11 protein-coding genes are annotated in these 14067 nt (G+C 71.0%); 8 read left to right on the forward strand and 3 right to left on the reverse strand.

What is annotated here, in order from left to right; all coding sequences use genetic code 11:
- Nucleotides 1-164: 164 nt before the first annotated feature.
- The 3 genes from ACFYPJ_RS08545 (at nucleotide 165) to sucD (ending at nucleotide 4491) form a co-directional block, all read left to right on the forward strand.
- Nucleotides 165-1361 (forward strand): VWA domain-containing protein, encoded by a 1197-nt coding sequence (locus ACFYPJ_RS08545; protein WP_389012969.1) that lies wholly within the window; start codon nucleotides 165-167, stop codon nucleotides 1359-1361.
- Between the two features lie 1038 nt (nucleotides 1362-2399).
- Entirely contained in the window at nucleotides 2400-3578 is a 1179-nt protein-coding gene (gene sucC / locus ACFYPJ_RS08550; RefSeq protein WP_389012459.1) for an ADP-forming succinate--CoA ligase subunit beta, read from the forward strand.
- 28 nt (nucleotides 3579-3606) lie between these two features.
- The gene (gene sucD, locus ACFYPJ_RS08555) at nucleotides 3607-4491 is read left to right on the forward strand and encodes a succinate--CoA ligase subunit alpha (RefSeq protein ID WP_389012462.1); all 885 of its coding nucleotides are present in this window, start codon (nucleotides 3607-3609) and stop codon (nucleotides 4489-4491) included.
- Nucleotides 4492-4710: 219 nt separating this feature from the next.
- Here the strand turns inward: sucD and ACFYPJ_RS08560 are convergent, their stop codons facing one another.
- On the reverse strand, nucleotides 4711-5538 hold the full coding sequence (locus ACFYPJ_RS08560) for a sigma factor-like helix-turn-helix DNA-binding protein (protein WP_389012465.1): 828 nt from the start codon (nucleotides 5536-5538) through the stop codon (nucleotides 4711-4713).
- A 228-nt stretch (nucleotides 5539-5766) separates the two neighbouring features.
- Here ACFYPJ_RS08560 and ACFYPJ_RS08565 point away from each other — a divergent pair, with 228 nt between their 5' ends.
- Nucleotides 5767-7551, forward strand: a complete 1785-nt coding sequence (locus tag ACFYPJ_RS08565) for a DUF6350 family protein (RefSeq protein ID WP_389012468.1) — start codon at nucleotides 5767-5769, stop codon at nucleotides 7549-7551.
- A gap of 328 nt (nucleotides 7552-7879) precedes the next feature.
- On the opposite strand, the gene ACFYPJ_RS08570 is transcribed toward ACFYPJ_RS08565, so the two are convergent.
- Nucleotides 7880-8695 (reverse strand): hypothetical protein, encoded by an 816-nt coding sequence (locus ACFYPJ_RS08570; protein ID WP_389012471.1) that lies wholly within the window; start codon nucleotides 8693-8695, stop codon nucleotides 7880-7882.
- Nucleotides 8696-9027: 332 nt separating this feature from the next.
- On the opposite strand from ACFYPJ_RS08570, the gene purN reads away from it, so the two are divergent.
- Nucleotides 9028-9657 carry a phosphoribosylglycinamide formyltransferase gene (gene purN, locus ACFYPJ_RS08575; RefSeq protein WP_389012473.1) on the forward strand — a complete coding sequence of 210 codons (630 nt, stop codon included), beginning with the start codon at nucleotides 9028-9030 and terminating at the stop codon, nucleotides 9655-9657.
- Nucleotides 9654-11249 carry a bifunctional phosphoribosylaminoimidazolecarboxamide formyltransferase/IMP cyclohydrolase gene (gene purH / locus ACFYPJ_RS08580; RefSeq protein ID WP_389012476.1) on the forward strand — a complete coding sequence of 532 codons (1596 nt, stop codon included), beginning with the start codon at nucleotides 9654-9656 and terminating at the stop codon, nucleotides 11247-11249. The genes purN and purH overlap by 4 nt, the downstream gene beginning before the upstream one ends.
- Before the next feature lie 206 nt (nucleotides 11250-11455).
- Here purH and ACFYPJ_RS08585 read toward each other — a convergent pair whose 3' ends face one another.
- Nucleotides 11456-12130: an RDD family protein gene (locus tag ACFYPJ_RS08585; RefSeq protein WP_389012479.1), complete on the reverse strand. Its 675-nt coding sequence runs from the start codon at nucleotides 12128-12130 to the stop codon at nucleotides 11456-11458.
- Nucleotides 12131-12499: 369 nt separating this feature from the next.
- Here ACFYPJ_RS08585 and ACFYPJ_RS08590 point away from each other — a divergent pair, with 369 nt between their 5' ends.
- Together ACFYPJ_RS08590 and ACFYPJ_RS08595 are read left to right on the forward strand one after the other, a co-directional pair.
- Nucleotides 12500-13354 (forward strand): bifunctional methylenetetrahydrofolate dehydrogenase/methenyltetrahydrofolate cyclohydrolase, encoded by an 855-nt coding sequence (locus ACFYPJ_RS08590; protein WP_389012482.1) that lies wholly within the window; start codon nucleotides 12500-12502, stop codon nucleotides 13352-13354.
- Nucleotides 13344-13835 carry a DUF3017 domain-containing protein gene (locus tag ACFYPJ_RS08595; RefSeq protein WP_389012484.1) on the forward strand — a complete coding sequence of 164 codons (492 nt, stop codon included), beginning with the start codon at nucleotides 13344-13346 and terminating at the stop codon, nucleotides 13833-13835. Before ACFYPJ_RS08590 ends, ACFYPJ_RS08595 begins: the two co-directional genes overlap by 11 nt.
- Nucleotides 13836-14067: the final 232 nt, after the last annotated feature.

The following is a 14067-nucleotide window of genomic DNA, read 5'->3' on the forward strand; positions in this document are numbered from 1 at the left end:
CTGAGACGGCCATGGAGTCAGGGACGGCCGCGGAGTCAGGGACGGTCGCGGAGCCCGGGACGGCCGAGGTGTCTGGGACGACCGCCGAGACCGGGGCGGCCGCAGCCGAGTTCCCGACGGGGAGCACGGTCGAGACCGCGCGGACCTCGCAGACCACGCGGGCCATGGGGAGTACGACCCCCGTGGCCGAGCCGACGTCTCCCGCGAACCCCGGCGACGCCGCGCAGGAGCGGCTGCGGCGTTGGCGCCTGGTGCTCGGCGGCGAGTTTGCCGACGGGACCGGATGCACCCTCGGCGGAAAGGACGCGGCGATGGACGGGGCGCTGACCGCGCTCTACGGGAAGGGGGACAGACCTTCGTCGGGACGGGACCGTACGGCGGGGCTCGGGGCGTCCGCACCGTCCGTGGCCCGCTGGCTCGGGGACATCCGTACCTACTTCCCCTCCTCCGTCGTCCAGGTCATGCAACGCGACGCCATCGACCGGCTCGGGCTGGACGCCCTGCTGCTGGAACCGGAGATGCTGGAGGCGGTGGAGGCCGACGTGCACCTCGTCGGCACGCTGCTCTCGCTGAACAAGGCGATGCCGGAGACCACGAAGGAGACCGCGAGAGCCGTCGTGCGCAAGGTGGTCGAGGATCTGGAGAAGCGGCTCGCCACCCGTACCCGGGCCACGCTCACCGGGGCCCTGGACCGCAGCGCCCGCATCAACCGGCCGCGCCACCACGACATCGACTGGAACCGTACGATCGCGGTCAACCTCAAGCACTATCTGCCCGAGTACCGCACGATCGTGCCGGAACGGCTCATCGGCTACGGGCGTGCCTCGCGGTCCGTGAAGAAGGAAGTCATCCTCTGCATCGACCAGTCGGGATCCATGGCGGCGTCCGTCGTCTACGCCTCCGTGTTCGGGGCGGTGCTGGCGTCCATGCGGGCCATCGACACCCGGCTCGTCGTCTTCGACACGGCCGTCGTCGACCTCACCGACCAACTGGACGACCCGGTCGACGTCCTGTTCGGCACGCAACTCGGCGGTGGCACGGACATCAACCGGGCGCTCGCCTACTGCCAGTCGCAGATCACCCGGCCGACAGAGACGGTGGTCGTCCTCATCAGCGACCTGTACGAGGGCGGCATACGGAACGAGATGCTCAAGCGGGTCGCGGCCATGAAGGCGTCGGGAGTGCAGTTCGTGACTCTGCTCGCGCTGTCGGACGAGGGGGCGCCCGCATACGACCATGAACACGCGGCGGCGCTCGCCGCGTTGGGCACACCGGCCTTCGCCTGCACGCCCGACCTGTTCCCCGAGGTCATGGCAGCGGCGATCGAGAAGCGCCCGCTGCCGATACCGGACGCCGGGTGAGATCGAGGACGGAACAGGCACGAGACAAGGGCGGATCAAAGGCGGGTCAGGGGCGGATCGAGGGCGGATCGAGGACGTAGGGAGATGGGGCTGACCGACGGCAACCGGGGGCTTGTGTCTTCCCGGGCGGCCGATGCGAGGACCGGTGCCCGTGTCACGCCGACCCACCCTTGTTCCATCCCACCGATCCGCCACGTTGATCCGTCAGGCCGATCCGTCAGGCCGATCCGTCAGGCCGATCTGTCAGGCTGATCCGTCCGCGTTCCGCTGTGACGGCTCTTACAAGATGACGGGGCTGACAACCGAGAGAGCCTGACGAGCGTGATCGGTGTGACGGGTGGGGCGCAAGCGACCACCGGCGCCACCCATCACCGGCATCACTGGCGTCACCGGATCACTGGCATCTCCGGCACCACTGGCGTCACCGGCATTACTGGTGCCAATGGCATCACGGCACCACCGCCTCACCAGCACCACTGGCGCCAGCGCGGGTCGCTGATGTATCAGACGTCACGGGCGTCAGGAGCCTCACGGGCGTCGCGGGGCGTCACCGGCGTCACAGGCACCACCGCCGAGTGGATCCTCGATCGCCGAGCTGTCCGCTCTGTCCGCTCTGTTCGCCCTCGTCGGCTCCGTGGCAGGCGGAGTCGGAGGGCCGAATGCCGTCGGTCCGTCCGGTCCGCATTCCGCGGGCGGGGCAGGCGGTCCCCATTGGGGTGGGGATCAGCCGCCTGGGGCCCCTTCGGGGTCCTTCCAGAGGCCCCACTGGGTAAACCCCAGCCCGATGGGGCCCCTCATCGTCGGCTTGCTCTGGCACGCCGTGCCAGCAAACTCGGCATCATGTGACAGGTATCACCGCTCAGGTGTGACCCGCGATTTAGAGGCCCCCCTGAAGCAGCGATAACCTGCGAGACGGACATGCCGCGCGCTCGGACACCGTGTGCGCCTCCCTAGTGACACATGCGGACGTCACGTTGCCCTTCGCGGCACGCCCACGCATCCAACGAACCGCGAGATCACTGATAGGGACGGAAGCGCGTGGACCTGTTCGAGTACCAGGCGAGGGACCTCTTCGCCAAGCACGATGTACCGGTGCTGGCCGGTGAAGTCATCGTCACGCCTGAGGCGGCGCGCGAGATCACCGAGCGGCTGGGCGGCAAGTCCGTCGTCAAGGCGCAGGTGAAGGTCGGTGGTCGTGGCAAGGCCGGCGGTGTCAAGCTGGCCGCCTCCGCGGACGAGGCCGTCGCCCGGGCGACGGACATCCTCGGCATGGACATCAAGGGCCACACGGTCCACAAGGTCATGATCGCCGAGACCGCTCCGGAGATCGTCGAGGAGTACTACGTCTCCTTCCTCCTCGACCGCGCCAACCGGACCTTCCTCTCCATCGCCTCGGTCGAGGGCGGCATGGAGATCGAGGAGGTGGCGGCCACCCGCCCCGAGGCCGTGGCCAAGACCCCGATCGACGCGATCGACGGTGTGACCCCGGAGAAGGCCCGCGAGATCGTCGATGCCGCGAAGTTCCCGGCCGAGGTCGCCGACAAGGTGGCCGACATCCTGGTCAAGCTGTGGGACACCTTCATCAAGGAGGACGCCCTCCTGGTCGAGGTGAACCCCCTGGCCAAGGTCGCCTCCGGTGACGTCCTCGCCCTCGACGGCAAGGTGTCCCTGGACGACAACGCGGAGTTCCGTCACCCCGACTTCGAGGAGCTCCACGACAAGGCCGCGGCCAACCCGCTGGAGGCCGCCGCCAAGGAGAAGAACCTCAACTACGTCAAGCTCGAAGGCGAGGTCGGCATCATCGGCAACGGCGCCGGCCTGGTCATGTCGACCCTGGACGTCGTCGCGTACGCCGGTGAGAAGCACGGTGGTGTCAAGCCCGCCAACTTCCTCGACATCGGTGGCGGCGCCTCCGCCCAGGTGATGGCCAACGGTCTGGAGATCATCCTCGGTGACCCGGACGTCAAGTCCGTGTTCGTCAACGTCTTCGGCGGCATCACCGCCTGCGACGAGGTCGCCAACGGCATCGTGCAGGCCCTGAAGCTTCTGGAGGACAAGGGCGAGGACGTCACCAAGCCGCTCGTCGTCCGCCTCGACGGCAACAACGCCGAGCTGGGCCGCAAGATCCTCTCCGACGCCGCCCACCCGCTGGTGCAGCGCGTCGACACCATGGACGGCGCGGCCGACAAGGCCGCCGAGCTGGCCGCCGCCAAGTAAGCACCTAGGACGAGGACATCAAGACACCATGGCTATCTGGCTCAACAAGGACAGCAAGGTCATCGTCCAGGGCATGACCGGCGCCACGGGCATGAAGCACACCAAGCTCATGCTGGGCGACGGCACCAGCGTCGTGGGCGGCGTGAACCCGCGCAAGGCGGGTCAGACCGTGGACTTCGACGGCACCGAGGTACCCGTCTTCGGCACCGTCAAGGAAGCCATCGAGAAGACCGGCGCCAACGTATCCGTCATCTTCGTGCCGGAGAAGTTCACCAAGGACGCGGTCGTCGAGGCCATCGAGGCCGAGATCCCGCTGGCCGTCGTGATCACCGAGGGCATCGCCGTGCACGACTCGGCGTCCTTCTGGGCGTACGCCGGCAAGAAGGGCAACAAGACCCGCATCATCGGCCCGAACTGCCCCGGCATCATCACCCCGGGCCAGTCGAACGTCGGCATCATCCCGGGCGACATCACCAAGCCGGGCCGCATCGGCCTGGTCTCCAAGTCCGGCACGCTGACCTACCAGATGATGTACGAGCTGCGGGACATCGGCTTCTCGACGGCCGTCGGCATCGGTGGTGACCCGATCATCGGCACCACCCACATCGACGCCCTGGCCGCTTTCCAGGACGACCCCGACACCGACCTGATCGTCATGATCGGTGAGATCGGCGGCGACGCCGAGGAGCGGGCCGCGGCCTTCATCAAGGAGAACGTGACCAAGCCGGTCGTCGGCTACGTCGCGGGCTTCACCGCCCCCGAGGGCAAGACCATGGGCCACGCCGGTGCCATCGTCTCCGGTTCGTCCGGCACCGCCCAGGCGAAGAAGGAGGCCCTGGAGGCCGCGGGCGTCAAGGTCGGCAAGACGCCGACCGAGACCGCCAAGCTCGCCCGCGACATCCTCGGCAGCTGAACCACCGGGCGCACCCGCGCCCACGCCGAGCGGACACGTGACGCTCGTCGGCATGGGACGCCCGTCGGTACCTGGCGCTCGTCGGCGCATGACGCCCGACGGCGCATGATGCCGCCCGGCACCTTGACGAAGGGGTCCGCATCCCGATCGGATGCGGACCCCTTCCGTCTGTCCCTTGGCCTCTCCGTCTGTCCCTCGGGCTCCGTCTGTCCCCGGGGCTCACCGGCCGAGCGGCACCAGTCGCTCCGGTCCGTTCGCGGTCGACGTCCGCAGCTTGGTCCTCAACTGCTGTTCCGCCTGCGACAGCGGACCCAGCGCCGCCTTGGCCGGAACGCCCCGGATCGCCTGGGCCGGCGCGATCGGGGGCTCGTAGTGCGTCGGCGCGGTGCGCAGCGTGAGCGCCGTCGAACCGATGATCGTGATCGTGAAGGCGATGGCGGCCTGGGTCCAGAAGCGGTTGCGGCGCTCGCCGTGCGTCCGCACCGGCTCCGGCTTCGCCGCCCGCAGCCGCTCCGCGGCGGCCAGTTCCGCCAGCCGCCGGTGCAGCACCACGGGGTCCGACACCTCCGGAACGTGTGCGGCCACCTCGGCGCGGGCACGCGTCAGCCGGCTCGCCGTCGCCGGAGTGCTGGCCTCCGTCTCCGCCGCGGTCTCGGGCAGGCCGAGCCCGACGCCGTCGTACAGCACGAGCGTGCGACGGTACGAGGGCGGAAGCCTGAGGAGCGCGTTGAGCAGCGCGCGGTCGCCCGGGTCGGCGGGCGGGGGATCGGGGTGCCGGTAGCGGGGGCGGAATCGGTGCCAGGGGGAGAGGGCGTACTCGTACGCCGCCGTCCGTACCCAGCCGGCCGGATCCCGGTCCAGGGCCACCTCCGGCCAGCTCTGCCAGGCCAGTTGGAAGGCCCGCTCCACGGATTCGCGCGCGAGTTCGGGCCGTCCGCTGAGCAGGTACGTCTGCCGTACGAGGGCGGGGGCGCAGAACGCGTACAGCGCGTCAAACGCCTGAGCGGGCGTCAGGCCGGGCGGCGTGGTCGCGTCCTTGGTCGCCAAAGGCGCAAGGTCGGATCGGCGTGGCTGGCCGGGCTGGGGAACCGTCATGTCCGCAGGCCCCGTTGCTTGATGACGAACCGTCGCCTCTCCCTCGTCGGGCCGTGGTGGTGGGCTCGCAGGACTCCGCATCGCCGTACGCCCTTTCGGTCGAAAAAGAACATAAACATATATTGAGCGACACTTCGGTGGTTCGCCTGTTGCGGCCGGAAGGCGCGTGTCGTTGGGAGCATGGCGGGCGTGACGCAGATGACCGCTCGCCGACCGTCGTTGTCGTCCTTGCTGACCCGGCTGCGCGACCGCTCGCCCGGCTGGGGCGCGAGTCTCGTGGGCGGTGTGATCGCCGCGGGTCTCGGACTCGGCGCGTCCGCCGCGCTGGTGACGGTGCTGTGGATCAGCTCGCCGTACCCCGACAGCGGTCCGGGCGGCGCGCTGCACTTCGCCGCATCGCTGTGGCTGCTCGCGCACGGCGTCGAACTGATCCGTACCGACACCCTGTCAGGCGCACCCGCGCCCATGGGCATCACCCCGTTGCTGCTGCTCCTGCCCCCGGTGTGGCTGCTGTACCGGGCGGCGCGCGACGCGGTGGACGCGCCCGAGGGCTCCGACGGTCCGCCGGTAGCCGCGCGCACGGCGTGGGCCGGCGTCGTCCTCGGCTACCTCACCGTCGGCGGCATCGCGACGCTGTACGCCTCCGGTGGCGCACTGCGGCCCGACTGGTTCTGGGCCACGCTGTGTCTGCCGCTGATCACGGCGGGGGCTTCGGGTGTGGGCGTGTGGACGGCGTACGGCCGCCCGCTCGGGCGGCTCTCCGGTGCGTCGGCGCTGTGGCCGGGGCGGTTGCGCCGGCCGGCTCCCGGGCCGGGCGTGCGCAGCGGCCTCGGTACGGCCGCGCGCGCCGCCGGGGCCGGCACCGCGGTGCTCCTGGGAGGCGGGGCGCTGCTGCTCACAGTGTCCCTGGTGACGCACGGCGGGGCGGCGCGCGGCGCATTTCTGCAGCTCACGGAGGGCTGGTCCGGACGGTGCGCGGTACTGCTGCTGTGCATGGGGCTGGTGCCGAACGCGGCGGTCTGGTCGGCCGCCTACGGTCTCGGACCCGGGTTCGTCCTCGGCACGGGCCACATGGTGTCTCCGCTGTCCTCCGATCCCGCCCCGCTGCTGCCGCCGTTCCCCCTGCTGGCGGCGGTCCCGGACGCGGGGGCCGGAGGTCCGCTGAACTGGGCGACGGGGGCGGTTCCGGCGGTGGCGGGGCTGACGGTGGCCTGGTTCACGGCGAGATCGGCCGTGGGACGGCGGCCCGCCCGCCGAGACACCGCCGCGGCTGCGGCTTCGGTTACGGCTGCGGTTGCCGATTCGGGCCGGACACCGGGGGCGGCACGGTCCGAGTGGTCGGCCGCGCGGACCGCGGGCGTGGTGACGCTGGCGGGCGGGTTGTGCGGGGTGGTGTTCGCGATGCTCGCCGAGTTGGCCGGTGGCCCGCTCGGCAGCGCGGCGCTCGCCCGGTTCGGGCCGGTGTGGTGGCAGACGGGTGGCGCGGCGGTGGTCTGGATCACGGGGGTGGGAATCCCGGTGGCACTGCTGGTACGGGCGGGGCGGTTGTGGACCTGCCGGCTGCTCGGGCGGCGGCGATCGGAGCGGGGTACGGGGGCTGCGGCTGCGGGTGCCGTTGCGGGTTCGGGCATGTCCAAGCCGGAGGGGGCGCGGGCGGCACAGTCGGCGGGCCGGGCCGGCGGGGCGGCCGGCACCCTGCGGACCGGCGGGGCGGCCGGATCCGAGGCGTACGACTTTCTGCCCACGGTCACGCCCCGTGCGACCTATGCGGCTGCTGCGGCCGACGTGACTGCTGCGGCCGATGCAGCTCATGCAGCTCGTGCCGCGGACGCAGCTCATGCGGCTGATTCGGTCGCGCCGGCCGATGCGGTCCATGAGCAGGCTGTGCCGACCTGGCACGACGAGGCTTCCCGGGAGGCCCGCTGGGCGGCACTGCGCGACGCCGCACCACCGGACGGAACGTGACCGCGACGCGAAACCCGCGAGGACCGCGAAATGACCGACAAGGCACCGAGGACCAGCCAGGCAGCGGGGACCGAGAAGACGGTGCGAGGTCCGACGAGGCAGCGGGGACCGAGCAAGCAGCGCGAGGATCGTGAAGACCGCGGGGACCGCGGTGTTCACGAAGAACGCGAGCACCGCGAAGCGACCTGAAACGATCCGGCGGGCCCAGGGGCCTGGCGGACCCGGAGACGCCAGCGGACCCGGAGATCCCGGCGGACCCGGGCGGACGACTGTGGTCGGCCCGGTCAGCGGGACGTGGCGGACCCGGCGGCGGTCCGGCCCGGCCGGGTCAGCTGTTGGTGCCCAGCAGGCTGCGCAGTTCCTGGGGAAGCAGGTGGTTGCAGGACTGTCTGGCCTGGTTGGTGAGGGCGTCGTTCACGCAGGTGTAGTAGTCGCGGTAGGCCAGCTGGGCCGTGAAGGTCGCGCCGACCACCGCGAGCGCCAGCAGCGCGGTGACCAGACCGCTGATCGCCGCCGTGGTCTGCGGGCGGCCGGTCTGTACGGGGGCCGGGCGGTCCGGGTCGGGGGTGCGCGGCTTGGCGCGCAGCGCGCTGATGCCCCAGTACAGGGCCAGCGCACCCAGCAGCAGCGCCACGTACGCCCAGCTGAAGAGGGCGAAGAAGAAGGCCCACATGCCGCACAGCAGGGCGTAGCGGGCGCGGCGCTGTGTGGGGTCCGTCGGGTCCCACCGCATGGCCGGCCCGGGGGCGCCGCCGCCCGGACCCTCGGGACGGGCGCCGGGGCGCTCACCGAAGCCGCCGGGGGAGCGGCCGGGCTGCTGGTCGCTCCACTGGCTGCCCCAGGCGCCGGGGTGCTGCGGGGGGCGGTTCTCGTCCGAGGAGGAGTCGTCCCCGCCCGCGGGCCGCCGCGGCTGCCACGGACGGTCCGGTGTGCCTTCGGGCGGCGGTGCGAACGGATTGTCGTCCTGCGCCGCACTGCCCCGCTCGTCCCCGTTCTGCCCGTCCGAGGGGGTGCCGGCGTGCTGTCCGCCCGAGGGCGCGTCGGGCGGCGAGGACGGCCGCTCCCGCAGCAGCACGCCACCAAGCCCCCCTCCCTGCACCGACTGCGGGGGGAACGTGAGGAGTCGCAGACTGCGGTCCGGCATCAAATGAGCGTCTTCCCTAGGTGAATGAGGCTGTCCGACACGTGCTGACACTTCGGCAACGCACCGCCCGACGACAGCGTTCCCGAGTTGCTCGTCTCAGACGCTACCTTCCGGCCACGCCCCCGTCCCGCGGGGGCCGTTCCGAGTGCCGGTATCGTTGCTGACGGCCGACTGCTTCGTAGAGTTCCCCGTATCCAGGGGCGCGAAGCAATCGTACGAATGTACAAACCTTCGTACGGGGTCCGGCCGCCGCAGCGAAGTTCCGTAGCCGAGTTCCCCAGCGAAGTCCTGTGCCGAAGTTCCCCGAAGTTCCTCTGAGAAAGGGCCCCACCGTGGCCGCCAAGCCCGAGGTCAAACGCCTCGTCGTGCTGGTCTCCGGATCCGGCAGCAATCTGCAGGCCCTCCTCGACGAGATCGCGGCCACCGGTGCCGAGCGCTACGGCGCCCGGATCGTCGCCGTCGGCGCCGACCGCGACGGCATCGAGGGGCTGGCCCGGGCCGAGCGCGCCGGGGTGCCGACCTTCGTGCGCAGGGTCAAGGACTACGGCACCCGCGAGGAATGGGACGCCGCGCTCGCCGAGGCCGTCGCCTACCACCGGCCCGATCTCGTCGTCTCCGCCGGCTTCATGAAGATCGTCGGCAAGGAGTTCCTCGCGCGCTACGGCGGACGGCTCGTCAACACGCATCCCGCCCTGCTGCCCAGTTTCCCGGGGGCCCACGGCGTGCGGGACGCGCTGGCGTACGGCGTCAAGGTCACCGGCTGCACCGTCCACTTCGTCGACGACGGCGTCGACACCGGGCCGATCATCGCGCAGGGCGTGGTCGAGGTCCGGGACGAGGACGACGAGAGCGCGCTGCACGAGCGCATCAAGGAAGTCGAGCGAAGGCTGCTCGTCGAGGTCGTCGGCCGGCTCGCCCGGCACGGCCATCGCATTGAGGGACGAAAGGTAGTAATCCAGTGACCTCCGAGAGCAACGGGAGCGGTACGCGGGCGATCCGTCGCGCGCTCGTCAGCGTCTACGACAAGACCGGACTCGACGAGCTGGCGCGCGGGCTGCACGAGGCCGGCGTCGCACTCGTCTCCACCGGCTCCACCGCCGGGCGGATCGCCGCCGCCGGCGTCCCCGTCACCAAGGTCGAGGAACTCACCGGTTTCCCCGAGTGCCTGGACGGCCGGGTCAAGACGCTGCACCCCAAGGTGCACGCGGGCATCCTCGCCGACCTGCGGCTGGAGACCCACCGCGAGCAGCTGGCCGAGCTGGGCGTCGAGCCGTTCGACCTCGTCGTCGTCAACCTCTACCCGTTCCGGGAGACCGTCGCCTCCGGTGCCTCGCCCGACGAGTGCGTGGAGCAGATCGACATCGGCGGGCCCTCCATGGTGCGGGCCGCCGCCAAGAACCACCCGTCCGTGGCCGTCGTCACCAGCCCCGAGCGGTACGCCGACGTCCTCGCGGCCGTGCGCGACGGCGGCTTCGACCTCGCCACCCGCAAGCGGCTGGCGGCGGAGGCGTTCCAGCACACGGCGGCGTACGACGTCGCGGTCGCGAGCTGGTTCGCGGGCGAGTACGCGCCGGTCGACGAGTCGGGCTTCCCCGACTTCCTCGGCGCCACCTGGGAGCGGGCGAACACCCTGCGCTACGGCGAGAACCCGCACCAGCCCGCCGCCCTCTACGTCGACACGGCGTCCGTCAGCGGCTCCGCCGCGGGCGGCGGCCTGGCGCTTGCCGAGCAGCTGCACGGCAAGGAGATGTCGTACAACAACTACACGGACACGGACGCCGCCCGCCGTGCCGCCTACGACTACGACGAGCCGTGCGTCGCGATCATCAAGCACGCCAACCCGTGCGGCATCGCGGTCGGCGCGGACGTCGCCGAGGCGCACCGCAAGGCGCACGCCTGTGACCCGCTGTCGGCCTTCGGCGGTGTGATCGCCGTGAACCGTCCGGTCAGCAAGGAGATGGCGGAGCAGGTAGCCGAGATCTTCACCGAGGTCATCGTCGCGCCCGACTACGAGGACGGTGCGCTGGAGGCCCTGGCGAAGAAGAAGAACATCCGGGTCCTCAAGGCGCCGAACGGCCCGTCGAACCGGGTGGAGACCAAGCAGCTCGACGGCGGTGTCCTGGTGCAGGTCGCTGACCGGTTCCAGGCCGACGGCGACGATCCGGCCAACTGGACGCTGGCGACCGGCGAGGCGCTCGGCGCGGACGAGCTGGCGCAGCTCGCGTTCGCCTGGAAGGCCTGCCGTGCGGTGAAGTCCAACGCCATCCTGCTCGCCAAGGACGGCGCGTCGGTGGGCGTCGGCATGGGCCAGGTCAACCGGGTCGACTCGGCGAAACTGGCCGTCGAGCGGGCCGGCGCCGAGCGCGCGCGGGGCGCGTACGCGGCCTCCGACGCGTTCTTCCCCTTCCCGGACGGCCTGGAGATCCTCACCGAGGCCGGTGTCCGTGCCGTCGTCCAGCCCGGCGGCTCGGTCCGCGACGAACTGGTCGTGGAGGCCGCGCGGAAGGCCGGCGTCACCATGTACTTCACGGGGACGCGGCACTTCTTCCACTGATTTCCCCGAGTCCGCCGGGTCGGGCCGACGGCTGTCGTCGGCCCGGTACGGCCAAGGGCCGTGTCCCACCGTAGGGGTGGGACACGGCCCTTGGCCGTACCTCGTGTTCGCGTGCCGACGCGGGTCCGCGTCCGCCTCTGTCAGCCGTTGTGCACGACCGATGTCAGCCGTCGTGCACGACCATGGTCAGCCGTTGTGGACGGCTGTCAGCTGTTGTGCACGACCATCGTGCTCGCGGCCTTGTCGTGCCAGCCCTGCTGGCGGCCCGACTTGTCCCAGAACGGGGACAGATACACGATCAGCGCCCCGATACCGCAGACGAAGCTGCCGATCCCCGGAATGATGTAGCGGATGAGCGACGAGCCGATGCCGGGCTTGCGGCCCGTGTCGACCTTCACCACGCGGATGCCGACGGCCAGCTTGCCGAGGGTCGCCCCGACCAGAGAGAGCATCAGCCACTCGTAGAGCAGACCTATGATCGCCAGCACGCCGATGACCGCGCCGAACTTGGCGACGAAGTCCGAGCTGGCGTTGTTGATGCAGGTGTCGTAGTCGGCCGCGCTGGGGTCGCAGTCCTTGGCCGCGCCGATGAGGCTCGCGAATCCCGCGGCGGCCAGGATGCCGTAGACGACGCCGAAGACGACGGCGTCGATCACGCGGGCGCCGAAGCGGCGGCCCATCGACGCGACACGCGGGCCGACACCGCCCGGATAGCCCGGCTGCTGCCGGTAGCCGTAACCCTGCTGCGGCGGAACTCCCTGCGGGGCCTGCGGGTAGCCGTAGCCGGGCTGACCCGGCTGGCCGGGCTGCTGTGGGTAGCCGTAGCCCTGCTGGGGATTCTGCGGCTGTCCGTGGGGGTCCTGGGGCGAGCCGAAACTCATGGCTGATTTCCTCCGTTGCACTGCGGGGACGACGCGGACAGGCGCGGAGGAACGTCAGAACTTGAGCGGTTTGCCCCCCAACACGGACCGCGGTACTGCGCCGTTCATCGTTATGGCTGAGGGACCCCTTGTCCAGCCACTTACGACAGGCGTTGTGCAAGCGAAACATCGACGATCTTGGGTGAACCGGAAACCGAGAACTTGAGTGATCCGGAAACCGAGCAACTCGGGTGAACCGGGAAAAGGGGAAATGGAGAAAACGGAGGAAGCGGACGGTTCTGGACCGCGGCGGTCCCGTCCGTGACTACGGAGGGACACCGACGGCCCCGGATTGGAACCAACGGGCGGTCATCCTGGAGGATGGGGGGCATGACCGCCCAGATTCTCGATGGCAAGGCCACCGCAGCCGCGATCAAGTCCGATCTGACCGCCCGCGTGGCGGCGCTGAAGGAGAAGGGCATCACGCCCGGCCTCGGCACGATCCTGGTCGGAGACGATCCCGGCAGCCAGAAGTACGTCGCAGGCAAGCACCGGGACTGTGCCCAGGTGGGCATCGCCTCCATCCAGCGCGAGCTGCCCGCCACGGCGACGCAGGACGAGATCGAGGCGGTTGTCCGCGAACTGAACGAGGACGCGGCCTGCACCGGCTACATCGTCCAGCTTCCGCTGCCCAAGGGCATCGACGAGAACCGCATCCTGGAGCTGATGGACCCGGACAAGGACGCGGACGGCCTGCACCCGATGAACCTCGGCCGCCTCGTCCTGAACGAGCCGGCCCCGCTGCCCTGCACCCCCAACGGCGTGCTGACCCTGCTGCGCCGCTACGGCGTGGAGATCAAGGGCGCCGAGGTGGTGGTCGTCGGCCGCGGCGTGACCATCGGCCGGCCGATGCCGCTGCTGCTCACCCGGCGCAGCGAGAACGCCACGGTCACCCAGTGTCACACCGGCACCCGTGACCTGGCGTCCCACCTCCGGCGCGCGGACATCATCGTCGCGGCGGCCGGATCCGCCCATCTGATCCGGCCCGAGGACGTCAAGCCGGGCGCCGCGGTCCTGGACGTGGGCGTCTCGCGCAGCGCGGACGGCAAGATCGTCGGCGATGTCCACCCCGGCGTCGCCGAGGTGGCCGGCTGGATCTCCCCGAACCCGGGCGGCGTGGGCCCGATGACCCGTGCGCAACTGCTCGTCAACGTGGTCGAGGCGGCGGAGCGCAGTGCCGGCTGAGAACACCCACCGAAACGCGGAGCCGACGGTCCGCGACGCGATCAGCGCACCTGACGCACCCGACGCGCTCGACGCGGCCGGGCGCCCCAAGCGGGCCACGCGCCGCTTCCCGCTGTTCACCAGGGACACCGCGCGTCCCGAGGGCGGCGGCCGAGCGGCCGGCGGCGACCTGCCGGCGCCGGCCCGCCAGTGGCCGCTCCTCATAGTGCTGGGCGCGGTCGCCCTCGGCCTGCTGCTGACCGCCCTCGACGTCTTCCGGTACGGGATGCTGCTGGTCGGCGTCGCCCTGCTGGCCGGCGCGGTGCTGCGCTGGGTCCTGCCCGGCGTCGGCATGCTGGCCGTACGCTCGCGCTTCACGGACATCGTCACCTACGGCGTGCTGGGTCTGACGATCGTCCTGCTCGCGATGATGGCCCAGCCCAGGCCGTGGCTGGAGATCCCGTTCCTGAAGGACACGCTGCACTTCACGATGAACCAGTAGGCGGCGCCGGCCCGTCCGGTCCGCGCGGCGCCCGAGGCGGCGGCCCGTCCCTTCCTCTCCTCCGAGCTGGGACGGGCCGCCGTCGTCCCTCGGCCCGCCGAGACTCCTCGACCCCGTGTCGCTCCTCGTCCTCGTGGTCGCCCTGCGGCCCCGCCGTCGCCCCTCGGCCGAGGGCGGCGTGCGAAGTGCGGTCCATGACGGCGGTCCATGACGGCAGTCCATGGCGTGCGGA

The sequence above is a fragment of the Streptomyces sp. NPDC006012 genome, assembly GCF_042871185.1.
Lineage (GTDB): Bacteria > Actinomycetota > Actinomycetes > Streptomycetales > Streptomycetaceae > Streptomyces.